General features: G+C 51.3%; 18 protein-coding genes, 1 tRNA gene and 1 pseudogene. 8 read left to right on the plus strand and 12 right to left on the minus strand.

Annotation, left to right across the window (positions count from 1 at the left end):
• Positions 1-43: 43 nt before the first annotated feature.
• The 3 genes from ACTS3T_RS12190 (at position 44) to rlmN (ending at position 2,717) form a co-directional block, all read left to right on the plus strand.
• A complete protein-coding gene (locus ACTS3T_RS12190) occupies positions 44-352 on the plus strand; it encodes a TMEM14 family protein (RefSeq protein WP_377965934.1) in 309 nt (102 codons plus the stop codon).
• Between the two features lie 251 nt (positions 353-603).
• Positions 604-1,434: an SPFH domain-containing protein gene (locus tag ACTS3T_RS12195; RefSeq protein ID WP_377965936.1), complete on the plus strand. Its 831-nt coding sequence runs from the start codon at positions 604-606 to the stop codon at positions 1,432-1,434.
• 224 nt (positions 1,435-1,658) lie between these two features.
• Positions 1,659-2,717, plus strand: a complete 1,059-nt coding sequence (gene rlmN, locus ACTS3T_RS12200) for a dual-specificity RNA methyltransferase RlmN (protein WP_377965938.1) — start codon at positions 1,659-1,661, stop codon at positions 2,715-2,717.
• 150 nt (positions 2,718-2,867) lie between these two features.
• Here rlmN and ACTS3T_RS12205 read toward each other — a convergent pair whose 3' ends face one another.
• The gene (locus ACTS3T_RS12205) at positions 2,868-3,068 is read right to left on the minus strand and encodes a zinc ribbon domain-containing protein (protein ID WP_377965940.1); all 201 of its coding nucleotides are present in this window, start codon (positions 3,066-3,068) and stop codon (positions 2,868-2,870) included.
• Positions 3,069-3,935: 867 nt separating this feature from the next.
• The gene (uvrC, locus tag ACTS3T_RS12210; RefSeq protein ID WP_377965942.1) at positions 3,936-5,825 is read right to left on the minus strand and encodes an excinuclease ABC subunit UvrC; all 1,890 of its coding nucleotides are present in this window, start codon (positions 5,823-5,825) and stop codon (positions 3,936-3,938) included.
• Between the two features lie 283 nt (positions 5,826-6,108).
• Between uvrC and ACTS3T_RS12215 the strand changes: the two genes are divergently transcribed.
• Positions 6,109-6,291 (plus strand): hypothetical protein, encoded by a 183-nt coding sequence (locus ACTS3T_RS12215; protein WP_377965944.1) that lies wholly within the window; start codon positions 6,109-6,111, stop codon positions 6,289-6,291.
• Positions 6,292-6,417: 126 nt separating this feature from the next.
• Here the strand turns inward: ACTS3T_RS12215 and ACTS3T_RS12220 are convergent, their stop codons facing one another.
• From ACTS3T_RS12220 to ACTS3T_RS12230, 3 genes are all read right to left on the minus strand, one after another.
• A complete protein-coding gene (locus ACTS3T_RS12220; RefSeq protein ID WP_377965946.1) occupies positions 6,418-7,587 on the minus strand; it encodes an LL-diaminopimelate aminotransferase in 1,170 nt (389 codons plus the stop codon).
• A gap of 20 nt (positions 7,588-7,607) precedes the next feature.
• Entirely contained in the window at positions 7,608-7,946 is a 339-nt protein-coding gene (gene trxA / locus ACTS3T_RS12225) for a thioredoxin (protein ID WP_377965948.1), read from the minus strand.
• Positions 7,947-8,312: 366 nt separating this feature from the next.
• Positions 8,313-9,086: a PspA/IM30 family protein gene (locus ACTS3T_RS12230; protein ID WP_377965950.1), complete on the minus strand. Its 774-nt coding sequence runs from the start codon at positions 9,084-9,086 to the stop codon at positions 8,313-8,315.
• A 931-nt stretch (positions 9,087-10,017) separates the two neighbouring features.
• Between ACTS3T_RS12230 and ACTS3T_RS12235 the strand changes: the two genes are divergently transcribed.
• Together ACTS3T_RS12235 and ACTS3T_RS12240 are read left to right on the plus strand one after the other, a co-directional pair.
• Positions 10,018-10,290 carry an Npun_R1517 family heterocyst differentiation transcriptional regulator gene (locus ACTS3T_RS12235; protein WP_377965952.1) on the plus strand — a complete coding sequence of 91 codons (273 nt, stop codon included), beginning with the start codon at positions 10,018-10,020 and terminating at the stop codon, positions 10,288-10,290.
• 137 nt (positions 10,291-10,427) lie between these two features.
• Positions 10,428-10,500 (plus strand) — tRNA-Glu (locus tag ACTS3T_RS12240).
• 50 nt (positions 10,501-10,550) lie between these two features.
• On the opposite strand, the gene rdgB is transcribed toward ACTS3T_RS12240, so the two are convergent.
• The 4 genes from rdgB to ACTS3T_RS12260 all read right to left on the minus strand — a co-directional run bounded on the left by rdgB (position 10,551) and on the right by ACTS3T_RS12260 (position 17,609).
• Positions 10,551-11,129 carry an RdgB/HAM1 family non-canonical purine NTP pyrophosphatase gene (gene rdgB / locus ACTS3T_RS12245; protein ID WP_377965954.1) on the minus strand — a complete coding sequence of 193 codons (579 nt, stop codon included), beginning with the start codon at positions 11,127-11,129 and terminating at the stop codon, positions 10,551-10,553.
• A gap of 74 nt (positions 11,130-11,203) precedes the next feature.
• Positions 11,204-13,894 carry a CHAT domain-containing protein gene (locus tag ACTS3T_RS12250; protein WP_377965956.1) on the minus strand — a complete coding sequence of 897 codons (2,691 nt, stop codon included), beginning with the start codon at positions 13,892-13,894 and terminating at the stop codon, positions 11,204-11,206.
• A gap of 17 nt (positions 13,895-13,911) precedes the next feature.
• Positions 13,912-15,693: a ShlB/FhaC/HecB family hemolysin secretion/activation protein gene (locus ACTS3T_RS12255; protein ID WP_462935024.1), complete on the minus strand. Its 1,782-nt coding sequence runs from the start codon at positions 15,691-15,693 to the stop codon at positions 13,912-13,914.
• A 188-nt stretch (positions 15,694-15,881) separates the two neighbouring features.
• Positions 15,882-17,609 carry an ABC transporter ATP-binding protein/permease gene (locus tag ACTS3T_RS12260; protein ID WP_377965960.1) on the minus strand — a complete coding sequence of 576 codons (1,728 nt, stop codon included), beginning with the start codon at positions 17,607-17,609 and terminating at the stop codon, positions 15,882-15,884.
• A 280-nt stretch (positions 17,610-17,889) separates the two neighbouring features.
• Here ACTS3T_RS12260 and ACTS3T_RS12265 point away from each other — a divergent pair, with 280 nt between their 5' ends.
• The gene (locus tag ACTS3T_RS12265) at positions 17,890-20,163 is read left to right on the plus strand and encodes an alkaline phosphatase D family protein (protein ID WP_377965962.1); all 2,274 of its coding nucleotides are present in this window, start codon (positions 17,890-17,892) and stop codon (positions 20,161-20,163) included.
• On the opposite strand, the gene ACTS3T_RS12270 is transcribed toward ACTS3T_RS12265, so the two are convergent.
• Entirely contained in the window at positions 20,138-22,042 is a 1,905-nt protein-coding gene (locus tag ACTS3T_RS12270; protein ID WP_377965964.1) for an SLC13 family permease, read from the minus strand. The genes ACTS3T_RS12265 and ACTS3T_RS12270 overlap by 26 nt on opposite strands.
• Before the next feature lie 190 nt (positions 22,043-22,232).
• Between ACTS3T_RS12270 and ACTS3T_RS12275 the strand changes: the two genes are divergently transcribed.
• Positions 22,233-23,024, plus strand: a complete 792-nt coding sequence (locus tag ACTS3T_RS12275; protein ID WP_377965966.1) for a cyclic nucleotide-binding domain-containing protein — start codon at positions 22,233-22,235, stop codon at positions 23,022-23,024.
• A 10-nt stretch (positions 23,025-23,034) separates the two neighbouring features.
• Here ACTS3T_RS12275 and ACTS3T_RS12280 read toward each other — a convergent pair.
• Both ACTS3T_RS12280 and ACTS3T_RS12285 read right to left on the minus strand, forming a co-directional pair.
• A pseudogene (locus ACTS3T_RS12280) lies at positions 23,035-23,259 on the minus strand (Uma2 family endonuclease); the annotation flags it as partial.
• A 160-nt stretch (positions 23,260-23,419) separates the two neighbouring features.
• Positions 23,420-23,653, minus strand: coding sequence for a hypothetical protein (locus ACTS3T_RS12285; RefSeq protein ID WP_377965968.1), 234 nt, complete (start codon positions 23,651-23,653; stop codon positions 23,420-23,422).
• Positions 23,654-23,797 lie beyond the last annotated feature (144 nt).

Genomic DNA, 23,797 nt, shown 5'->3' on the forward strand with positions numbered 1-23,797 from the left:
ACCTGGCACGATAGAGGCTTGAAACTCCAGAGTGAACCAGCTTATGAACTTAGGTATAGTAGCAGCGATCGCCTATGGCATCCTAGCGCTGGTGGGTGGCGTGATCGGATACAAGCAGGCTGGCAGCCAGGTTTCTTTAATCTCAGGGATTGTTAGCGGTCTATTACTCATTTTGGGCGGTATCTTGCAGTGGCAAGGGGTGACCTGGGGCTGGATACTTTCGTTAGTGGTGACAGGACTGCTGATCGTGGTGTTTATCAGCCGTTACCTTAAAACTCGCAAACCCATGCCCGCTGTTTTAATGGTGGTTGCGGGGATTGTCGCTTTGGTCGCGTTGCTCAATGCGGCTTAGACCCAGAGCGGATGAATCCGCCCCTTTAGATATCGCCAGATATCGCCGTAGCCACAAGCGTTAAGACAGGTAGTGAAACAGGACAAGGGGGCAGCGAGGTCAATTAAATTCAGGTGCCCTAGCTTGAGAAACTATGCAAATTCTGTGATCTAACAACATTATTGATAGCCAAAGCTTAGACTGTTCGATATAACTTTTAAAGTTCTAAAGCGTTTAATTAAACAGGGATACACCTGTCAGGGGGGGCTTGTATGGGGCCATCAATCTTAGTCTTAGCGTTTGTCGTCATTGGCTATACGATTGGTTCGGTTCGTATCATCAAACAGGGGAACGAAGCTCTCGTAGAGCGTTTAGGACGCTATCAGCGCAAACTAAGACCTGGCCTAAACTTCATTGTGCCAGTGGTTGATAGCGTTGTCCTAGAAGATACGATTCGGGAGCAACTAATTGATATCGAGCCACAATCAGCGATTACCGCAGACAATGTGCCCCTAGATGTTGATGCTGTTGTTTATTGGAAGATTCTAGATTTAGAACGCACTTACTACGCGATCGAAAACGTCGAAGAAGCGATTGAAGAATTGGTGACGACGACGCTACGTTCAGCGATCGGTAAGATGAAGCTAGAAGAAACCTTCTCTTCGCGGGATGAACTGAATAAGGTTTTGCTCGATCAGCTAGATGAAGCGACTGAGCCTTGGGGGGTAAAAGTAACGCGGGTTGAGGTGCAAAGTATTGAACCCCCCCAGCAGGTTCGCGACTCTATGCAGCTTCAGCAAGCGGCTGAGATCAAGAAGCGAGCAGCTATTACTGAAGCTGAGGGCGAAAAACAAGCAGCCATTTCTCGAGCCGAAGGAACCGTACAATCGATGCGTCTTCTATCTGAAGCGCTGCAAAGCGCTACCAACCGTCAGCAGGTTTTGAATTTTTTGCTGGCTCAGCAGTACGTAGAGGCCAATCAAAAACTGGGAGAAAGCAGCAATTCCAAAGTCGTCTTTATGGATCCGAAGTTTTTGTCTGAGGGTTTGGTTGAACTGATTAATGAGCCAACTGATCAGGTGGAACCGGGCAATAACGATTAGGGTGAAGCTGAGTAGCAAACGCTAAAAGCTGGCTAAATTTTGGGCGATTTACGCTAAAAAGTGACCCATTCATCAGTGCTGTAGCCGCTTCTCGAAGGCAAGCTTTGTCGGCCTCGTGGCTTTCTTTGCCCAGCAATGCCGGGGTGAGTTTTCGGCAGCAATCTCACATGACTGCGTAAACGATCTACCATGGAAGGCTGAGATCTTTTTGGCAGTTTCTTTTCATGTCTAGCGTTCCTTCCCCTGCATTGGCTTTGTCTCTTCCTACTCCTTTGCTCGGCTTGGCACCTGAGCAACTGACTGCCTGGGTTGAGGCACAGGGACAACCGAGCTATCGAGGGAAGCAACTGCACCAGTGGATTTATCAACAAGGGGCGCGATCGCTGAGTGAAATTACCGTTTTTCCCAAAGCATTTCGGCAAGCGGTCGCGGCCATGCCAATTGGCCGCTCCGAGATTTATCACCGGACTCAAGCACCGGATGGAACGGTTAAATTTTTGCTTAAGCTAGCCGATCAGCAAATCATTGAAGCGGTTGGCATTCCGACAGATAAACGGTTGACGGTTTGCGTCTCATCGCAAGTGGGCTGTCCGATGGCCTGTGATTTTTGTGCGACAGGCAAAGGCGGATTTCTGCGCAATCTAGCTGTTAACGAAATTGTCGATCAGGTATTGACGGTACAAGAAGATTTTCAGCAACGGGTCAGCAATATTGTATTTATGGGCATGGGAGAACCCTTGCTCAATGCTGACAATGTAGTGGCTGCTATTGAGTCAATCAACCGGGATATTGGCATTGGTCAGCGATCGATTACGCTCTCAACGGTCGGTATTCCAGGGCAGATTCGCCGCTTAGCTAACCGCGACCTGAAAATTACGCTGGCTGTGAGCCTTCACGCTTCAAACCAAGCTCTACGGCAGCAATTAATTCCTAGCGCCAATCACTATCCACTGGCAGCTTTACTGGACGAATGCCGAGACTATGTGACGCAAACCGGACGACGGGTCACTTTTGAGTACATTTTGCTAGCGGGTCTTAACGATCAGCCTGTTCATGCAGAAGAACTAGCCCGCCTCCTGCGGGGTTTTCAAAGTCACGTCAACTTAATTCCCTACAATCCGATTGCTGAGGTGGATTATCAGCGTCCGACTCGCCAACAGGTAGAAACGTTTACCCAAAATCTGCGCGATCGCCATATTGCTGTTAGCGTTCGCTACTCGCGTGGTTTGGAAAAAGAAGCAGCCTGCGGGCAACTGCGGGCTTCGGTGTCTGCTGAACAGTAGGGTACTAATTAGACGACGCTAAGACGCTAAAGCCACCTGTACAAGCTCCGGTAATCACCGGAGCTTTAGCTATCTTTTGCAGATTAATGTCACTAAGGGGGGCGATAAAGTCATGCATGCTGGCTGACTTAGACTTTGTGACTTGTTTTATTAAGCAAACAAACCAGGCGCGTAAGCTTCAATAACGCGACCTGTGCTGGAACAAGTAATCATTAAATAATCGCAGTGGGGGCACTGAGTTCTGACTAAGCGATCGCTTGATAAATAATGCCGTTCTGCTGAACTACCACAGTTTGGGCAATAGATACTTTCAACACTTTCGATACTTTCAATGCTTTCAATCGTTTTCATCTTGGAACTCCTAATGCAGTGTTTTTACGGAGATAGGTGATTTCAAATTGCAAAAGTTGGCTTAGGCTGCTTTAGATAAATACAGCATTTCTGTATTGATTAAAGAAACTTCAACTTAGGCAATAAGCCTTAATTATGTTCTTCATTATGTCAACTTTTCATAGGAATGGCAATCCTATTTGAGTTAGAAAAAAAGCGGGGATCGCCCTTTATGAAGGCGATCCCCTGAATTGAAATGCTTGTATTTTGGGCGTTTAGGGCTGACTTAAAACTTCTATCTCTGCCTTTAGGTAGATCTTAAAAATGTCTTAAATTTAGGCAGATCGTTGCGGATTCCACACAAAGATTGCCCTATCAAGTAGCGGAGTTTATATAGTTTTACAAAGGCGGAAATCTGCCGCGAGGTCAATTTAATTACTGTAGTTTAAATAACTTAATTGACCAGAACTTATTAAGAAAAGCTATAAAAATCAGCCTGTTGACTGATGCATCTTTGTGAGGCTTCGAATGACGTTAATCCACTAGCGATCGCGCCGCAAGCTGTTTAGCTTATTTACTGCGTAAAAGTTTTTGTTGCACACTAGAAACGGATGAGAGGGCAATCATGTCATGTTTGTTAGGCTTCAACCGCCCTCATTCCCTCGTTTCTTTGTCTTGAAGGGGCGGGAAGGAGAATTATAGCCAAAGGCCAACGGCTGAGGGCAGCAGGCAGCAGAAAAGGTTTTCTGTCAAAGACTTTCGCCGTTAAGGTGCTTCAGCGCCTGTGGCTACAGCTATCGATTTGGTTAAAGTTCCTCGTCCGCATTGGGAGAAGAATTGAGGGTATGTCAAAAACGACATGTTTTCGACTTTGAATTTGAGGGGGATCTAGCTCAACTCGGCTGGATGAAAGTAATCATAAATTTGCTGAGCCAGACTTGGCCCAATGCCAGGAACCGCAGTTAGCTGCTCTGCTGAAGCTTCGCGGATGTAATCAATTGAGCGAAAGGTCGCTAATAGCTGTTTTTGGCGGTGATGGCCTAATCCAGGAATTTCACTCAAACGCGATCGCCGCATGCGATCGCTACGCTTTTTGCGATGAAAACTAATAGCAAATCGGTGGGCTTCATCTCGCAGGCGTCGTAAGAGCTGTATCCCTGGCTGTTCAGCCTCTGTTGAAAGCGGTAACGACTCGCCGGGTAGAAAAATCTCTTCTCGCTGCTTGGCTAAACTGACAACGCGCAAATCTTGCAGCAAGTTCATGGCTTTTAGCTCATTGACCACTGCCGAAAGCTGCCCCTTACCGCCATCAATCATAATCAAATCAGGCCAGTCTAAATTGCCCACCCGTTCTTTCGCCGGATCTGCGGCATACCGCCGAAAGCGTCGCCGGATCACCTCGGCCATGCTGGCGAAATCATCGGAGTGGCCAGCCCTGACCTCAGGGTTTTTGATTTTGTAATGGCGATAATGCTGTTTTGCTGGTAACCCGTCTACAAACACCACCTGCGAAGCAACGGCATCTGACCCTTGAATATGAGAAATATCGTAGCCTTCAATTCGCCGAGGCATTTCTGGCAAATCTAGAATATCAGCTAAATCGAGTAAAGACTGAGCCGTGCGATCGGCAAACCGCTGCGTACGAGCCAGCTCATACTGAGCATTGCGTTCGACCATTTCAATTAGCTCAGCTTTGATTTGCCGCTGCGGAGTAGAAATTGCCACCTTACGCCCCTTGCGCTGGCTGAGATACTCAGCCAAGATTTCGGCTTCGGGCAATTCGTGCTGCACAGCAATTTCAGCCGGAATTTCGATTGGTTCCACCGTCTGATAATGTTCTTCTAGCACCCGCTGCAAAATGGCTCCAGGAGTACCCGATTGCGCATCTGCGTTGAAGCCCAGTCGTCCCACGAGCCGACCAGCCCGAATTTGAAACAGTTGAATACAGGCATGTTGGTCATCGCTAGCCAAGGCGATCGCGTCGCGAGACACCGTATCATCAGACAGCGCTGTTTTTTGATTAGCGGTAAGCGACTGCAAACCTTGTAGCTGATCGCGCAGGTGAGCTGCTTGCTCGAAATTGAGCCGCTCAGCCGCTTTTTCCATTTGCTGCGTCAAGATGCTTTCTAGCTCTTGCGTTCGCCCCTGAAAAATCATGGCAATTCGCTGTACGGTTTTGTGATAGTCCTCAGAGGAAATGAGCCGTTGGCAAACACCCGGACAGCGACCAATATCGTAATTGAGGCAAGGCCGATCCTTAAACAAAGGCTGAGGCCGTTGCCGTAATGGAAAAATGCGTTTGACTAGATGCAGCGTTCGTCGCAGCAACCCAGTATCAACGTAAGGCCCATAGTAGCGGTCTTGAGAGTTGTTTTTGCGCCGTTTGCGAGTAATAAAAATACGGGGATAGTCTTCTGACCAGGTAATGCAGAGGTAGGGATATTTTTTGTCATCTTTGAGCAGCACATTGAAGTGAGGCTGGTGCTGCTTGATTAAATTGGCCTCTAAGGCTAATGCTTCGGCTTCAGTATCCGTGACAATAAACTCAATCTCCGCCACCTGCATCACCATCATGGCAATGCGAGGCGTATGCCCCTGGCGATCGCGAAAATAAGAGCGAACGCGGGCTTTCAAATATTTAGACTTACCGATGTAGAGAATTTGGTCGTTGGCGTCTTTCATAAAATAGACGCCTGGTTCTTTGGGTATTTCTTTCAGACGGGCTTCTAAGCGATCGGTGTCCTTGATAAGGGTTAGGGGTTGCGAACCTGTCTCCACAGCCTGATTGAACCTATGCTCGGCATAACTACGATAGCTATAAAAGGCGGTTGACGGCAGTTTAAGTCTAGACAGAAAAAGGAGAAGTTACCGTACTCAACAAGTTTTCTGCCAATTATCAGTAGCTTAAGTAACTTAAAAGTATCGTTATATACTTAAAAGATTTGCGTGTTTTTGGCGAATTCTTTGAGAAGGCCCGCCACTTGGCTGTGTTGGACAGATAAATTAAAGCTGTACCCTATGGGTTACGTGTTCCTTGTGTTCCTGTTAATCTGTCACGTTTATGAATATTCAAGATTTCGAAGTCCGCTATCGAGAAGAAATTGGTGAGATTCTCAACCAGCTTCAAACCGTTGTGTTGCTCTCTTCCCAGATTGAAGCCCGCATTACGCGTATTGGCGAGTCCATTCAGCAGCTTAGCCAAACGGTCGAAAGCTTTATTGGCGAACAGAATCAGCAAGAGTAGCTAGTCTGCAAGGCAAACGGATAAGCACTCCTTGCAGTCTGCCAATCCTGCTGTCGGCTACCTATGAGGCAATTGATTTTATGTTGTGCTGGCGGTGCTTTAGCGCCGCCAGCGCTCTGTTTGAGCCTAAGCGGCCAAAAACTCAGCCATGCGCTGGACAGCAGTTTCTAAAACTTCAGGTGGATGAACTAGGGCAAAGCGAACATACCCTTCTCCTGATTTACCAAATCCAACACCTGGCGAAACGGCTACGCCCGTGGCTTTAACAAGCTGTGTACAAAAGCCGATTGAATCTTCAGCCCAAGGCTCAGGTAGTTTAGCCCAGATGTACATCGTTGCGGTTGGGGTAGGCACTGGCCAGCCAATGCGGTTTAGGGCTTGCACAAAGCGATCGCGCCGTTGCTCAAAAGTAGCCACTGCCTGTCGCACAGACGCTTGAGAGCCTGAGAGCGCTGCGATCGCGCCACTCAAAATCCCCCGATATTGGTTGAAGTCAATACAGGCTTTGACCTGGCGCAAAGCGCGAATAACCTGAGGGTTGCCGATGGCATAGGCAACGCGAAACCCCCCCATGTTGTAAGACTTAGAGAGGCTAAACAGTTCGACCGAAACTTCTTTTTGCGGATCGGCCTGCAAGACCGAAGGAGCATGTTCGCGGTCAAACGTCATATCTGTATAGGGAAAGTCATGAACCAGCACTAAATTGTGCTGTCGGCAGAAATCCACTGCCTGCTGAAAAAACGCTACCGAGGCAACCGCCGTTGTGGGATTGTGGGGATAGCTCAAGACCATCATTCGCGCCTGAGCCAAAACGGGTTCTGGAATTTCAGCGAAGACGGGTAAGAACCCATTTTCAGCCCTGAGCGGCATGGGATAAATCTGACCGTTGGCTAAATAAACGCCACCCGCATGAGAAGGATAGCCCGGATCCATTAGCAGCGCAAAATCACCTGGATTCAGGATTGCCAGCGGTAAGTGAGCAGTGCCTTCTTGCGAACCAATCAGCGCCAAGACTTCTGTTTCTGGATCCACTGCAATGCCAAATTTGCGGGTGTACCAATCAGCCGCTGCCTGCCGAAAGGGGCGAGTGCTGTGAAACAAGGAATACCCATGGGTGCTGGGATCTTGAAGGGCTTGGGCGATCGCCTCTAAAACATGAGGAGGCGCAGGCAAGTCGGACGATCCTAAAGACAAATCAATAATGGTTTGTCCCTGGGCGATCGCTTCCGCCTTTGCCTGATCCATATCGGCAAAAACATTAGTCTGAAGTGGTTTGAGACGCTGAGCAATCTGCATAAAAACTGTGGGGCTGGCGTTTAGGCAGGCAAAGAGAGATGGGCTTCCAGCAGTTGATAAATTTGGGACTTGCTAATGGCCCCTTCGCTAGCAGCTAACATTTCTCCAGCCTTAAACAATCGCAGAGCGGGTACCCCCTCTACTTTGTAAGCGGCGACTGCATTGGGGTTGGGGTCTACTTCCATCTTAACGACTTTGAGGCGATCGCCATACTCAGTGGCAAGCTCGCTCATAATCGGAGACATCAAGCGGCAAGGGCCACACCAAGTCGCCCAAAAATAAACCAGCACTGGGGTTTCTGGTTGCAAAACTTCTGATTCAAACTCGCTATCGTTAATAATGGTTGGTTGGCTGCTCATGTTGCTCGCTTTGACAATAACTTCAGAACGGTCTTTATTTCCAGCTTATATCGAGTCTGAACCAGACAAAACCACATCCTTGCTGTCTGAGCAAACTAGAGGCGGGCTTTTCCCAGGCTCAAGTTCTATAGCCAAAGGCCGAAAGCTAAAGACAGAGGACAGAAGGAAAACCGCTCTGTCAGCGGCTTTGCGCAATTTGAGTATCTTAACCTTGGTGGCTACAGTTGTAGGATCAAGCGGGCAGGCAGAGTCTATGCCTCTAACCTCAAATGACTAAAGCTGAGTAAAAAGGCAACGGCAAGAACCCTGCCTGTCTTACTCAGCTTTAACCGCCACAAATTGATGGCTAATGCATCCTGCCGTGTCCTAGAGCTGGTCAAGCTGGGACTTCAAAGCTTCTAGCTCAGCGTCTACAGCTTCGTCTTGGGGAGCCGCAGTCGGCGCTTCAGATGCAGGCAGAGCCGCTTGATCGGGGGCGGCTCCTCCCAAAACCTGAGCTTTCATCGCGGCCAGTTCATCATCAACATCGTTGCCTGCTTCAAGGGCAGCAAACTGGCTTTCTAGGTCTGCCCCTGCTAGCTCAGCCGCTGCTTGGGAGCGAGCCTCTAGCTGCAAGATTTTTTCTTCCATTCGATCGAAGGCACCCATCGCGCTGCTGGTGCCCATCCGTCCCATCGTATTTTGTAGTTGCTCGTTGGCTTTGGCGGCGCTGGCTCTTGCCTTGAGCATGTCTTTCTTCGTTTTGGCTTCTGAGATTTTGCTCTCTAGCGCAATTAAATTTTTCTTAAGCGTGTCAACGGTTGTATTTTGCTGCTCAAGCTGGGCTTTAAGCGTCGTCGCTGTTTCTGCCTGAGCTTTTTTGCGGACGAGGGCTTCACGGGCTAGACTTTCGTCTCCTTTCTGCAAGGCTAGCTGAGCCCGCTGCTGCCAGGTATTCGCTTCGGCTTGGGAGCGATCGTGCTGTTGCTGAACCCGCTTTTGGCTGGCGATCGCACTGGCAACGGCTTGGCGCATCTGCACCAGATCTTCCTGCATGTCAATGATGGCTTGATCCAGAATCTTTTCAGGATCTTCAGCCGCACTGACGGCAGCATTCAGATTGGATCGAACAACTCGGCTGACGCGATCGAATAAACCCATGACTCTATTTATCCCTTTCTAACTCTGATGTTCTCTCAAAGACCGCTGACAAACTCTTCTACGATAGTCTAGTCAACCGGATCAAGCCCCAAAGAGGCACCTAGGGCTATGCAACAGTCTTAGCACATTTGCTGGGGGATGGCGGCGATCGCCTGAGCCTTTCACCTCCGTTTTAGCTTGCTGGCTGTGTGGCGATCGCTGGCACCGATAAAAACGGGCTGATACTGCGGCAACAGCGGGTTACGGCCACTTATGTCATATTTGCTACAAACCGCCTTGCCCCCAGCGGCGCTCCCTGCATTTCTGCAACCATTAGCTGTTCCAAGCAATGGCTAGCATGAGCGGGGTTACTGCTTTTGACAAGCTCCTATCTGATGGTTGGATTGCCTTGTAATGATCAGTACATTAAAGTTTTGAGCGCAGTTGAACAATTAATTTCTCGGCAAACATACTGAAGGGCTTTTATCTGAAAAACGAGGGTGAGCAGTTTTGTCAAGTTGTAATTGAATGTGAATATAAAGCCTTGATGAAACGAATGTATAGATAGCTTGAAACTTGTTGAATAAAGATCAAAGGCATGGATTTTAAGCCATATTTTGCGGTTTGATTGAGACGGGTGGACGATGCAAAGCCTAGTATTCAGTAGGCTTTTACAGCTTTATCAGATTATCATTCTGCGAGTACGGGTAGTATTTATTGCCTGCCTAATACGCGTTTTTGGCTATCAATATGCTTGAAAACAAAAACTTTTTTGAATGTTGTTTCAGCTATTTAGCTGATCCTTGTCTCTCAAAGCAATGTTAGTTTTTAAATATGCCTAAGCCTCAGGTTTCTGAGTCATCAATTTCTGCTTTCAAACTGGAAACTGTAGTTGATAAAATCTGCACCTTTCCACCTTAGGACTCGGTAATAGCTCATTGGTTCTTGAAGAATGAATAGATCGCTTAACCAAACCCCCAATAACACTCCTGGCGTATACGAATGTGAGGTGCACCTCAAATTCCGGCTGATTGAGGAAAACCTACCAACTCGCGATCGTGAGCAGCTAATTCAAATGCTGGTCGATGCCTTTGCTTATGGCAGTGATGATTACCTGGAAACGATCCATACTCATGTGGATGTGCAAGAGCTGGCCGAGCTAGAGGCTTCTCCTCGCCTGCGCCGCCAGCTAATCCGCCTGCGTAATTCGGCTTACTCGGCTTAGAGCGATCGCTAGTTGCCTTTCTAGCATTCAGCCAATTATCCCCCTTTTGCGATCGCCGCTAAAAAGCCTCAAAAATTCATTTTGCAAATTGACACCTGTATCGCAGTTCGGTATATTGGAAAACGTTGAAAGGTTGTGCCCCCATCGTCTAGAGGCCTAGGACACCTCCCTTTCACGGAGGCGACGGGGATTCGAATTCCCCTGGGGGTATCTAAAGCGGTTCTCAATTGAGAGCCGCTTTAATTTTTGCGCTTTTGCTTTTAGGTGAGCCGCAGCGATCGCAGTTGAGGCATTATTTGTTCAAAAGCGACCCCTCGGTGACTGATCTGCTCTTTTTGGGCAGGCATCATTTCGGCAAAGGTTTTGCCTAAAGTGGGTACATAAAAGATGGGATCGTAGCCAAACCCGCCGCTGCCCTGAGGAGAAGTCAAAATAGTGCCGGGGCAGATGCCTTCGGTTTCTAAAACGATGTGCCCGTCTGGCTGAGCTAAGGCGATGGCACAGATAAATTGAGCTTGGCGGTTGGGATGGTTTCCTAGCGTTCGCAACAGGCGTTCAATGCGATCGCGATCAGTTTTGCCATATCGAGCGGAGTACAACCCCGGTTCACCGTTGAGGGCGTCTACTGCCAATCCAGAATCATCTGCGATCGCCCACTGCTGCGTGGCGATCGCCACCTGAGACGCTTTAAGCCGAGCATTTTCTAAAAAAGTTTGACCCGTTTCTTCCACTTCGATCGCCGAGGGCTTTAGCTCTAGCGTCCAGTCTAGATCCTGTAAATAGGCTTGCATTTCCTTCAGCTTGCCAGGATTGCCCGTGGCCACAACTACTGTCGGCATTTCCCACCTTTTCCAAGTGATAAAGCTTCCTTACGCTATCGAATCCTGGCGACGACAGCAATGACTGGTCGCCCTTAAAGCCAACTGCCCACCAGCACGTAGGGTGCCCAAAAGCGAGGAAAACGGTAGGCTCGCAAAAGCTCGATCTGGGCACGTTGCAAAGCTTCGGCGCGGCTAACGCCAGACTGACCTAAGTTTTGGTAAAGAGCGGTGGCAAAAAGAACGCTGGATTCATCGTCTAGGCTCCATAAAGAAGCGATCGCGCTGCGAGCCCCAGCCCGAACGGTGGTTCCAGCGATGCCTAAGACGGCGCGATCGTCACCTGAGGCAGTACGACAAGCGCTCAAGATGAGTAGTTGAATGGGGCGATCGCTGGTCTGTTGTTCGCCGCGAAAAAGCTGATCAAGCTCGGTAATTGTAATTTTGCCATCGGCTGCCAGAATGAAGGTATTTTCTGGGTCAGCGCCAAACTGGCCGTGGGTGGCAAGGTGAACAATATCATAGTCAGCTTGATTAAGGACGCGGTTGAACCTGTCGATGGTAAAGGCTTCGTCGCGAATAAAGGTAGCGGGTACGGCGGCGGCTTGGATTTCGTCTAATTCTTTGTCTACATTGGCTAAGGGAGCATAATTTCCAATATTGGCGGGGGGATTGGTTAAGCTAGCGGCTAGCACCCGCAACTTTTGCGGCGAAGATAAGGCTTCTGGATCACGAACTTCAAGACCCAGAATCAAGTCAGTGGCATAGTTTTCGACGAGGTACTGTCTGCCGTCATAAAGAGCAGATAAGGGGATATTTCTAAAAGCGCCTTCTAAGACAAAAATGAGCGTTTTAATCTCGGCGGCGGCAAGCTGATCGGCTGCTGGACGAATCAGCCAGTCATAGATTTGCTGACCGCTGCGACGGGCGGCAGCGATCGCAGGTAGGCGTTCTAGGTTTGCTCGAAACTGTTGGAGTTCTCGCTCAACTTCGACTTGGTGAATGGGGGTTGTGTAATGGATCAGCCGATCTGCTTGGGGCAGTTTGAGAATGACTTCTAGGCGATCGGGCAAAACAATGGGATAAAAAACCGCTGCCGTTGGATCTTCATTACTAACAACCTGATCGATATTGAGCCTGCTTTCTAAACAAGCGGCTCGAAAAAAGTTTTCCAGTTCTGCCACTTGCAAGGCTTCCATGACATTACGGGCTTGTTGCAGATTGGCCTGACTAATTTCTCTAGGGGGAGCGGTGAGCGCAGGCGGCGGTGTGAGTAGCAAATCTACCAGTTGGCGATAGACTGGCTCGACACTTTCTCGAAAGGAAAATCGCAGATCTGGGTTAGCGGTTAGCAGATCGCTGCGTAAATTCTTCACGGTTTCAAAAGCTGCCGTGTAGGTTTGGGTGGCTGTCTGTAGCGCTTCGTTGGCGGCGGCTTCGTTGGCGGCGGCGATCGCTAGCATCATTTTGCGTTGATAAAGACGACCGAGTTGCCACTGCCAGCGGTAGCTAATGTCGCTGGCACCAATTAACTGGGCGTGCTCTAGCGCTTGTTGAGTCAAATCTTCTGCGATCGCCCACTGCTGGTTGAGTTCGTACAGATGGCCTAAATGCCCCAAAACCAATGATTGTGCCCGCCTATCTGCTAGCGCAGTGGCCTGTTGCTGAGCATGGGCTAGAATTTGGCCAATGGTTGTCCAACTCGGCTGAGTCGCAGCGCTGCCCTGCTTCAGAGCCACTAAACTTTGAGCTAAATTGATCTGGGCGAAAATGGCTGCGCGTCCTGGTTCTAGTTGGTTGATCTCGTTTTGAATTTGGGGATAAAGGCTTTGCGCCCTTTGCCACTGCTGCACCTGCGGATCGCTCAAGAGACTAAGCTGATTTAGCCAAGCCTGTAGCCGCAGGGTGCGATCGCTAGCGGTTGCTGCTTGCTGGTAGTAACTAAGCGCCTGCTCTATTGCGGCGGAGTGGTCAGCAGCAGTTGGGCGACTGCGAACGAGGTTACCCAAACTCAAGTTGGCAGCAGCGACGAGATCAAGCTGCTGGATTTGCTCGGCTAGCGTTTGACTTTCTTGCAAAATCGCGGTGGCAGCTTCAAAGTTGCCTGTTTTCCATAGGGCATCGCCTAATGACCTGAGGGCGATGATTTTGGTGACGGAATTTGGCTGAGTAGCCAGTTGTGCCTGTAGATCAGTCAAAAGGGCGAGGCCACGACGATACAACCCCAGCGCCTGAAGCACTTGTGCTTGATTGAGATAGCTCAGGGTCAGCCGCTCTATGTTGCCAAGGGTGCGATACATCTCAGCCGTTCGCTGCCAGGTTGCTAAGGCGGCGTTAAGGTCACCTCGGTTGAACTGTAGCTGGCCTTGCACATCCCAAACCTGGGCAATAAGGCCAAGGGGTCTAGCCGTCGGCAACGCCTCTGAGAGATCTAATAAGTCTGTGGCCTGCTCAATAGCCACTGTCGCTGCCCCCCAGTTGCCCAGCGCCTGGTAGGTCAAAGAGAGATTACTCAGGGCAACCGCCGCGTTGAGATAATCGCCCTGTTGTTGGTATTGCTGCTGAGCTTGCTGTAACGGTGCGATCGCCTGATGATACTGTTGATTTTGGTAAAAGCTTTGGGCTTGCTGTTCCCCAATGGCGGCTGAGGCTGACTGGGCGATCAGAGTAGGGGTAAAATCAGGCAGATTGGGCACGTTTTGCGCGATCGCAGGCGTTAGCAAACTACAGGCCAAACAGGTCAAAAGACTCAGCAATCCGTAGCGCAGCCCTGTCTGTTTGACCATAATGTTGTGCCTCAGCCCTAAAAGAAGGAATAGCTAAACGAGAAATAAAAGCCGTTTTCCTGAAGCGAATTGCCGCGATCTTCAATCGAAATCAGCGGCATCCCCCAATCTAGACGAGCGGTTAGATCGTTTTGCTGATAGAGTAGCCCAATCCCAATGCTGGCTAGCGTGTTGGGATCGGGATCAATACTGTCATTATTCCAGCCATGCCCCAGATCAAAAAAGGGGGTTATTTGCAGCAATCCGTTGTTAGGGCGATCGCGAAAAAGAGGCAAGCGCAATTCTGCCGAGGCGATCGCGCCGCTGTCGGTCAAAAGCTGGTCTTGACGATAGCCGCGCACCGTACTTTGCCCACCCAGGCCAAACTGTTCTAAGGTCAACAAAGGATCATCGGCAAGTTGAACACTGCCCCGCAGCAGCAGCAAGGTATCGGGGGCTAAAAGTTTGACCCACTGCCCCTGCCCCTGCCAGGAAAAGAAGCGGCTATCGGGTTCACCAGCGTTGACGGTAGCATCCAAAAAGTCGAGACCAACGTTAAACTGCGATCGCAAAGCAATAACCTGCTCCGTACTGCGCTGCGTCCACTCTTGAAAGAAACGCAGAGCCGACAGCCGACTACGCCCTTGAGCATCAGCACCGGGCGAAAGCGGAAAAGGGCCAATATCTCCTAAGCCCAAACGAGTCTGGCTCTCTTGGTGAGCAATCGTCAAACCTACCGCAAACTCTTGCGTCGGTTGACGCCAAAGGGGTTGTCGCAGCGTCAACTCATAAAAGCTGGAATCGGCCTCAATTTCTAAAATATCAAAGGGCGCTTCAATCACATCGCTGTCACTGGTGCCAAAAGCAAATTGGAGGGTGCCGTTACGAGGATTAATCGGCACAGTGTAACTGAAATCTAAACTGCTGCTGCCCTCTGTCGTGCTATAGCCCAGACTCAACCCATCGCCAAAGCCTAAAAGATTAGCCTCGGTGACGGCAATTTGATGGCGAACGCTGCCAACGCTGGGCGAACGATTGTTATCTAGCGTATAGGTAACGCCAAAGCTATCGGCCTCGGTTACGCTCACGACTAAAAGATTGGTTCCTGGCTGAGTACCTGCCTGCAAATCAGCCGAAATATTCTCAATCAAAGGATCTAACTGCAAAAGCTGTAACTGCTCTAGCAAGCGGTTGATGTTGAGCGGCGGTGAAGCCCCTACCCCCAAACGGCTGCTGATATAGGCAGGCTGCAAGCGGCGGGTACCACTCACTTCAATGGTCTCTAAACGGCCTTCAATCACCTGAATGGTGGCGACCCCGTCTCGCAGCGGTTGGGGCGGAAAAATCGCCCCCGAAGTCACATAACCCTTTTCAACATAAAGTTGCGTTACAGCCGATCGCGCCTGCAGGATTTCGGCAAAGGTAACCGGGCGACCTGTATAGGGGGCGGTAACGGCTGCCAACTCGGCCTCGCTAAAGACAGTGCTGCCCGCTACTTCAAAACGATTGATCACAACGGTGGCGGTGTCCGTAGGTAGGCTGTCTTCGCTGGCGGCGGGGGGCTGGGGGCCTAAGAGTTCTTCTAAGGGGGGTAAAGTCGGTAGCGGCGTGAGTTCTTCAAACGGTGGCTCTTGCGGGTTAGGGGCTAAATCTTGCGGCGGCGGCAACGCCTGCGCCAGTTGTGGCGAAGAGGCATCAGGCGCTGGCAACGCCTCTGCTGCCCAACTGGTTGCCAGGTGAGATAACCCGCTCCACAAACCAGCGGTTAGGCTCAACCAGCCCAGAAGCTTGAGGTGTTGCACGCGTAAGATCCCGCTCATGATATAGGATGGCCCTCATACTACAGCTTTATCTGAAGTATGGGCTAAGCAACCCTCGGATCAATCACGGTTGCAACTGATTAAAACTTTTGCTGATGAAACTTTGCTGTTTTGCTGCTTTGATTCTGCTGAAGCGCTGCTGCTAGAAAAGCTGAGCTGCTTAGGGTCAACCCTTCTTAGCCGGGTGCCTATGGGGCTGGGGTGGCTTCCGTAGCCGCTTCGAGGAGATCCTGGGGCGATCGCAGTTGCCAGTGATGATCGGCGTCAAGCTGCAAGACGTGTTGATGGTAGGTGGCTAGAATGCGGCGATGCCCAACGCTGATAAAGGTCGTTTTGAGCTGTTTAAGCTGCTGATAAAGGCTGGCTTCGTTGTCCCGATCTAGGGCGCTGGTGGCCTCGTCTAAGATGGCATAGTCGGGCTGATTAACCAGCAGTCGCGCAAACGTAAGCCGTTGCTGTTCCCCTAGCGATAGCACATCGCCCCAGTCTTGCTCGGCGGCTAAACCGCCAAAGCGCTCGGCTAAATCCGGCAGATTGACTTGCTGTAAGATGTGCTGCAGTTTTTCGTCGTCGATGTCGGCTTGAACGTTGGGATAGCACATTTGCGCCCGCAACGTGCCCAAAATCATATAGGGCTTTTGCGGCAGAAATAACATGTGATCGAGGTCTGGACGGGCGATCGCCCCGGAACCCGAATTCCACAACCCTGCGATCGCCCGCAACAGCGAACTTTTGCCGCAACCGCTAGGGCCAACAATCAGCAACCCTTGCTGGCTGGGTACTTGCAGCGATAGATTTTCGACCAAGGTGCGCTGATAGTTGGGGGTTTGTAAGGTCAAATCGATTAAAGCCAGATCGGCGGCAGGCTGGGTTTTGATGATGGGTTGTTCGGCAGTTTCTGGCTGGGTAACCCCGTTGAGAAAGTCGGCAAATGTCGCTAGACGATCAATGCCTGCGCCAAAGGCCGTCAGCTCTTGGAACCGCGCCACAATCACATTGAGCGAAAAAAAGACGCGGACGAACGCTCCTTGCGCCTCGGTGACTTTGCCCACTTCCAAATCCCCTGCAAATACGCTGGGGGCGACCACAATGGCTGGCAGCACGTAGGGAATAAACTCATAGGCATTGGTGAGGGCGTTGAGGTTGAGTTCCCAAAACAGCAGATTTTTAAAGTTGTCAAAGGCGGCCATGAAGCGGGTTTTCACCTGCTGAGATTCCTGATCTTCTCCTCGGTAAAAGGCGATCGCTTCTGCATTCTCTCGAATCCGCACCAGGCTAAAGCGAAAGTTGGCCTCCCGCTTGAGCTGCTCAAAGTTGAGTCGCACCAGGGGCTTACCAAAAACAAACGCCGCCACGAGCGTTCCTACCACCGCATAGAGAATGAGAAAAACTACCAGCGATCGCGAAATGCCCCACAGCACACCGCTAAAAGCAATCACCTCTAGCAGCGAATCCACCACCACCAGCAAAAAGGTCAGCGACTCTTGGGTAAAGCTGCGTACATCTTCGGCAATCCGCTGGTCGGGGTTGTCAATCTCGGCGTTGCTCTGGTTGAGCTGATAAAAGGCGCGATTGGCAAAATACTGATCGACAAAATGATTGGTCAGCCAGCGTCGCCATTGCAAACCCAGGCGATCGCGCAGGTAGACATAGCCTGCTAGCAGCGGCGCATACAGCACCAACACCACAATAAAGATAATCACCGTTTGCCAAAACCGTGATTCGTTCTGGGCGGAGAGAGCCGAAATCAGCACGCCCCGTTTGTTGTTGAGCAAAACGCTCAGCCCCGTGTAGGCTAGCAAACAGACGACGACTAGCAGCAACAGCCCTCTGGCTTTCCACTTTTCGTCGCTGAACCAGTAGGCTTTAGCGATCGCCCAGAATCGCCCAAACACGCTGAAATCGACTCGATCCATTCGCTTTGCTACCCCATTGTTGGTCATCCTTTACAGACCTTAAACGGTGGCAGTGGCAGTCGCCATCATCACTGCGAACGAATCTATCTGAGTGCCGCAGTCAGATCAAAGGTAGATAAGATACATTGTTTGGAACGTGATGGCACAGAATTTAGCCTCTACTAGATCTGTAGATCTGCCTGATAGATCTCAGATAGATCTCAGACCCAGCGGGATGGTGGAGGCGATCGCCCCAAACGTTTGATACCGCTAACAGAGGCGTACTCAGGAGGGTTTTGCTGTGACGATTAGAGTTGATGAGCTGCCGTTGCTGTTGGCTGGCCCGCTGTTGCGCCATACCACGTCTGAGCAAGTGTCTGTTTGGGTGGCGCTACGGCAAGCGTATCGGGTCAGGTTAGAAGTTTACGCCACCACTGATCAGGGGCAAGTGTTAGCCGAAACGGTTTTGACGGGTGAGCGAACCACCCTTGCCCTAGGGCAACACTTGCATGTGGCGCTGGTGACGGCGCGATCGCCGGAGGGGCAAACCTTAACAAGCGATCGCCTCTATGCCTATGACCTGAGTTTTGTCGCCTCTGAGCGTCAAACGCCGCAAACCTTAGCGCAAGTGCTGAAGCCAACTCCGGTGGCGGATCTCAGCTATTTTGCTCACCAACGTCCTACCTTTGCCCTCCCGCCTGCCAAACTCCAAGATCTGCGTCTAGCCCACGGCTCCTGTCGCAAGCCCCACGGTGATGGCATGGATGCCCTTGCCATTTTAGACACGCTGATTCAGCAGTCGGCTGATCAGCCGACTGCTCGACCCCACCAGCTTTTTCTCACGGGCGATCAAATCTATGGCGACGATGTGGCAGACCCGCTGTTGTGGGTGGCTTCGCGTTTGGGGGATGCACTGCTGGGCTGGGAAGAAAAACTCCCCATCGGCCACAACCAGCTCGATCCGGTGGAATACTACACCCCGGCTCAGCTTTCAGTGGGGCAGCGGGCTGAGGTGGCGACGCGGCAAGGTGGCTTTACCGCTGGCTTGAGCGACAAGCGGCAAAAAGTGACTAGCCATCTGCTGGGGTTGGGTGAATTTTATGCGGCCTATGTGCTGGCTTGGTCGCCCAGTTGTTGGCCGCAGCAGCTTCCTAAAGGCAAAGAGATGTACCGCGATCGCGAGTCGATTCGCAGTTGGGATCGGGAAGCCAAAGATCTGCGCCAGTTTATTCATACGCTGTGGCGTGTGCGGCGAGCCTTAGCCAACGTGCCTGTCTACACCATTTTTGACGATCACGACGTGAGCGACGACTGGAACCTAAACCAGGCTTGGTGTTTGCGTGTGCTGGGGCGACCCTTGGGGCGGCGAACCGTGCAAAATGCCCTGTTAGGCTATGCCATTTTTCAAGGTTGGGGTAACACACCCGCGCGATTTGAACCCGCTACCTCTGGTGGTCGGCTCTTACAAGCGGCTCAGCACTGGTCGGCCTCGCAAGGCACCGATCAAGCTGCCGATGAAGCGATCGCCCAATATTTAGGAATGCCGCCGAGTGATCTGCACACAGGGCTACCCGCCTTTGTCGAAACAGATGGGGTGTTGATTTTAGCCCGCCACCCGGAGGCGATTACCTGGCACTACACGGTGCCAGGGCCTTGCCATGAAGTGATTGCTTTAGATACTCGCACCTGGCGGGGCTACCCGGCTGACAAATCTCCGATTGCACCGCCGATGCTGCTGTGCCCCACAGCCTTTGAGCAGCAGCTAACCCAACCGCTCAAAACCAGCCCCCTGCCAGACGACAATCACCATGCAACCCTGGTCATTGCCCCGACGAATGTGTTTGGGCTAAAGATTATTGATCGTATTCACAACTGGCAGCTACAGCGGCGCAAAGTTTTTTCGACTGATGTGGGGGACGCCTGGAACATTCATGACGAAGCCCTGGCGCAGCTTTTAACGACGCTGTTTCGGCAGCGGCGGCAAATTTTGGTGCTATCGGGCGATATTCACTACAGTTCGGTGGTGCGCTTGTCATATCAAACCGCCCAAACCCAATCGGTTTTGGTGCAGCTAACCACCAGCGCCTTTAAGAATGAAGAAATGCTCACCCGCCTGTTGCACACGCGGCTAAAAGACTGGCTTTTGCCAGAGCCGATCCGTCGCTGGGTTGGCTGGTCAACACCGCCCGATATGCTAGAGCTACCCACCTCCGAAACTCATACCCCTCCTGACTGGACGTGCGCCCTAGAGTGGATTCCGCGCCAGCGCTACGAAAATTTGCCTGTCGAGGCGCGTAACTTTTATCCGGGGGCACGGCGATCGCGCTGGGCTTGGTGCCAACGGCTGCTGTTTTGGCGCAGTCGCTGGTTTCAGTCGGGGCGCGAAGTGGTGGGTCTGAACAATATTTCGGTGGTGACGTTTGCCAGCACGGCTGCAACGTCGAGCGTCACCCAGCAAAATTACTGGATGACGCTGAGTAACCCGCCTGCGATCGCCGTCAGTCGCTTTACCAGCGACATTGCCCCCAATGCGGAGCTGTTAGATCCGCTTAGAAAGGGTAAACCAGGGGGGTAATGATTACTGTGATCAGCCAGAACAGCAGGTTGAGAGGAGTGCCAACCCGCAGAAAATCATTAAACTTGTAGCCCCCTGGCCCATAGACCATCAAGTTAGTTTGGTAGCCAATGGGCGTTGAAAAGCTAGCCGAAGCCGCCACCATAATGGCAATGACAAACGGCATAAAGTTAACGCCTAAGGTTTCAGCCAGCGATAAGGCGATCGGAAAAACCAGAGCAGCCGCAGCGTTGTTGGTAATGACTTCTGTCAAAATCGTGGTGATGCCATAAACCATGACCAGAGAAATCCAGGCGTTGTCGCCAGCTAGACTGATAAAGCTATTGGCGATCGCCCCAGCCGCTCCAGTTACCTCTAAGGCTTGCCCCATTGCCAGAGCCGCGCCGATGACGAGCAAGACCGACCACTCAATATTGCGAATTGCCTGAGTGGGTGAGCAGCAGCCTGTTACTAACATAGCGATCGCCGCTAAAATAGCGGCTTTTAGCATACTGAGCCAGCCAAAGGCCGCCAGCAGCACCATGGCAACTAAAATGCCGACGGCCAAGGCTGCTTTTTCGTGCCGCAACGGTTCAGAATCGGGGACACCGTTGATTAAATAAAAATCTCGCGAAACCCGCCGCTGTTCTAAAAAGGTGGGGTGTGCCTCTAGCAGTAGCACGTCGCCTGCTTGCAACCGAATGTTGCCCAGTTTGCCAGGAAGCCGCTCTCCATTACGGGCTACGGCTAAAACAACAGCATTATACTGAGTGCGAAATTGGCTTTCGCGAATGGTTTGGCCCACAATTGGGCTGGTATTAGACACCACGGCTTCAATTAAGCAGCGCTCGGTACGCGGTACCTCTAGCTTAAAGACCTGATCGGTGGCAGGCTGCAAGCCACGCAGCCGTTGCAAATCGACAATGGAGTCAATAACGCCGACAAAAACGAGCTGATCGTGCTGGCGCAGCAATTCTTTGGGGCTGACGGCGGGCAGCAGTTGATTTCCCCGCCCAATTTCAGCCAGGTAGAGTCCGGGCAGATGGCGTAAACCCGCCTGCTCTACCGTTTTGCCTGCTAGCGGACTGTTCTCCGCAACGACCATTTCAACGGTGTACTGGCGGCTATCTTCAATGGAGCCAAACCCCGACTGGCGATTGGGTAGCAGCCAGCGCTGGGTTAGCAGCAAAAAGATTGTGCCAGCGATCGCGCAGGGCACCCCGACCCAGGCAATATCGAGCAGTCCCATTCCAGGCGTGTCGGTGGCTGCAATCAGCAGACCATTGACCACCAGGTTGGTGCTGGTGCCAATCAGGGTGCAAATGCCGCCAAAAATTGCCGCATAGCTCAGCGGAATCATTAACTTAGAGGGGCTAATGCGCAGCTTGCGGCACCAGTCGCTCACGACCGGAATAAACATCGCCACTACCGGGGTGTTGTTGAGAAAAGCGCTCAGCCCCATCACCGGAACCATTAAGCGCCACAACGCCGCCCGCTCACTTTTGGGTAAGCCTAAAACCTGTTGCGAAATCCAGGCTAGCGATCCGGTTTGCTGCAAGCCCACGACGACAATGTAAAGCACTGCTACCGTAATCATGCCGCTGTTGCTAAAGCCAGCTAGCGCTGCTTCTTCGTCTAGGGTGCCGCTGAGAAATAAAACGGCTGCGCCGCCTAAAAAGATGATGTCGGCTGGTAAAGAAGTGGCGGCATTGAGAATAAAAGTCACCAGAACAACGGCGATCGCCAGTCCTGCCTGCCAGCCAAGCGCCGTCAAGGTTGCTGGCATAGCCCAAATTAGCGCACTGGCTAGGCTGAGGCCAAAGGCGGCTAGCGCTAGCAGCAACCAGGCTCTAGGCGATTTGGGCGTAAATCGACGCCAGCGCAAATATCCAACTTCCATGCAGGCAATCCTTACGGTAGAACCGTTGTAAATCTGGTCGGTGTCGAACTAGGGAGCCAGTTTTGATGTCGGCTCTATGTTGAATTGAATCACAAAACATTTGAAATTCATTTCAGTATTAATCAGGATTGTGTGAAGCGTCAACTTTTCTCATGTAAAAATTAAAAGGTTTGGATTTGAGAGAACTCACATGGCAAAGCAGGCCGAAGGTTCTGAGAAATCCGACCTGATTGCGTTGTTGCTGCAAACGTTTTTATTCAGGGAGTGCGATCGCCTCTGGCTGTCTCAATACCTACAGCCAGAATCTCTGATGGCAGAAAAGCTTTATTCCAATCGGCCTGTGTTTACGGCCTTTCGCCCTGAGGTGTCGCTAGATTACCTGTATGTGGTGGTGGCAGGTGGCCCGGTGGTGGTGCGCAGTACACCGCTCGATCGCATTATTGCCATGACGTATCCGGGCAGTTGTTTTGGTATGCGCAACCTGACGGTAGACTGTGGCTCGGTGGCGCGGGCGTTTCCTAGCTTGGTGGAGGCGTATAAGACGACGGATGTGATTAAGGTGCCTGTGGCGGCGATTCAGGCGTTGCACCAGGCTAGCCAGTCTTTTCGGCAGCGCTATGGTTTGCTATTTGAGCTACGGGAAAAGTTTCAGTACCATCTGCTGAATTGCAGCACCTATCCGCCGCAGGCAGTGGCGGCTTTGCTGCGATCGCTGATTTATCAAGAGCGATCGCTGGGCAACCAACCCCAAGCCGATGGGCTATTTGTGTTTGATCTACCTGTTGATCTAATTGCCCGCGCCTGCCAGCTCAATCACCGCACGGTGGAGCAGGTGCTAAAAGGCATGGTAAAAGTGGGGCTATTGCAGGTGAATAAAGACGCTGAAGCTTCTGGTGATTTAGTCGTTGTGGCTGATCCAGAAGGTTTAAAAGAAGTCTACGGAGCAACGCGCGATAAGGTGGCTTGGTGGCCGCTGCGCTAAAGCGACCAACTCAGCCGCAAAAGTGCTCGATCGCTAAAACAAATCCTGGCAGCACCGTTTCACCCGAAGGTTCAGTGGGGAGGGTTTTGAGTTCTGTTTCTTGTCCTGGGCGATAAATTTCAACCTGCTGATCTTGGGGGTTAATCAACCAGCCAAGGCGCACGCCACTTTGGATATATTCCTGCATTTTTGCTTGCAGGGTGGCGAGGCTGTCGGTGCGCGATCGCAGTTCAATGCTGAGGTGTATGCCTTTGAAGTCAACTTTTAGGGGAAGTGTTAGCAGTGTCATGGCCTTGAGGATGCGAGACGGGGCCGTGGGCGGAGTCTATTTGTTCATTATGGTATGAGCTAGATTGAACAGCAGGCGATCGCGCGATCGCCTGCTGTTTGATTGCTTAGCCCATCAGCAGCGTTTTGGTGAGAATGCGCATAATCTCACCGGGGCGTCCGGTGGGCAGCGGATCGCTCCATTCGCCTGCTTCGGCGTAGCCGAGGTTGTGTAGGCGGTTGATAGTAAGTTGCACGGGTTGAGGTTTGCCGAAAATCAATATACGGATTTTTTCGGGATGTGAGGCTTGCTCAGGCAGAACTGTAGACGCGATCGCGCCTGTTTGTTGAGATTGAAACATGAACGTATTCTCCTTTTTGGGTTTGAGCCTGGGTGGGAAGCCAAAAACCAAAGTGCTAAAGCCGAAAGCGCTTTGAACCCCTTCTGCTCTTGCTTTCTGGTTTCTGCCTTCCCGTATCCCAGAACCCAAAAACTTAGCCACCCC

This window comes from Almyronema sp., assembly GCF_052168255.1.
Classification (GTDB): domain Bacteria; phylum Cyanobacteriota; class Cyanobacteriia; order Phormidesmidales; family Phormidesmidaceae; genus Sphaerothrix; species Sphaerothrix epifaneia.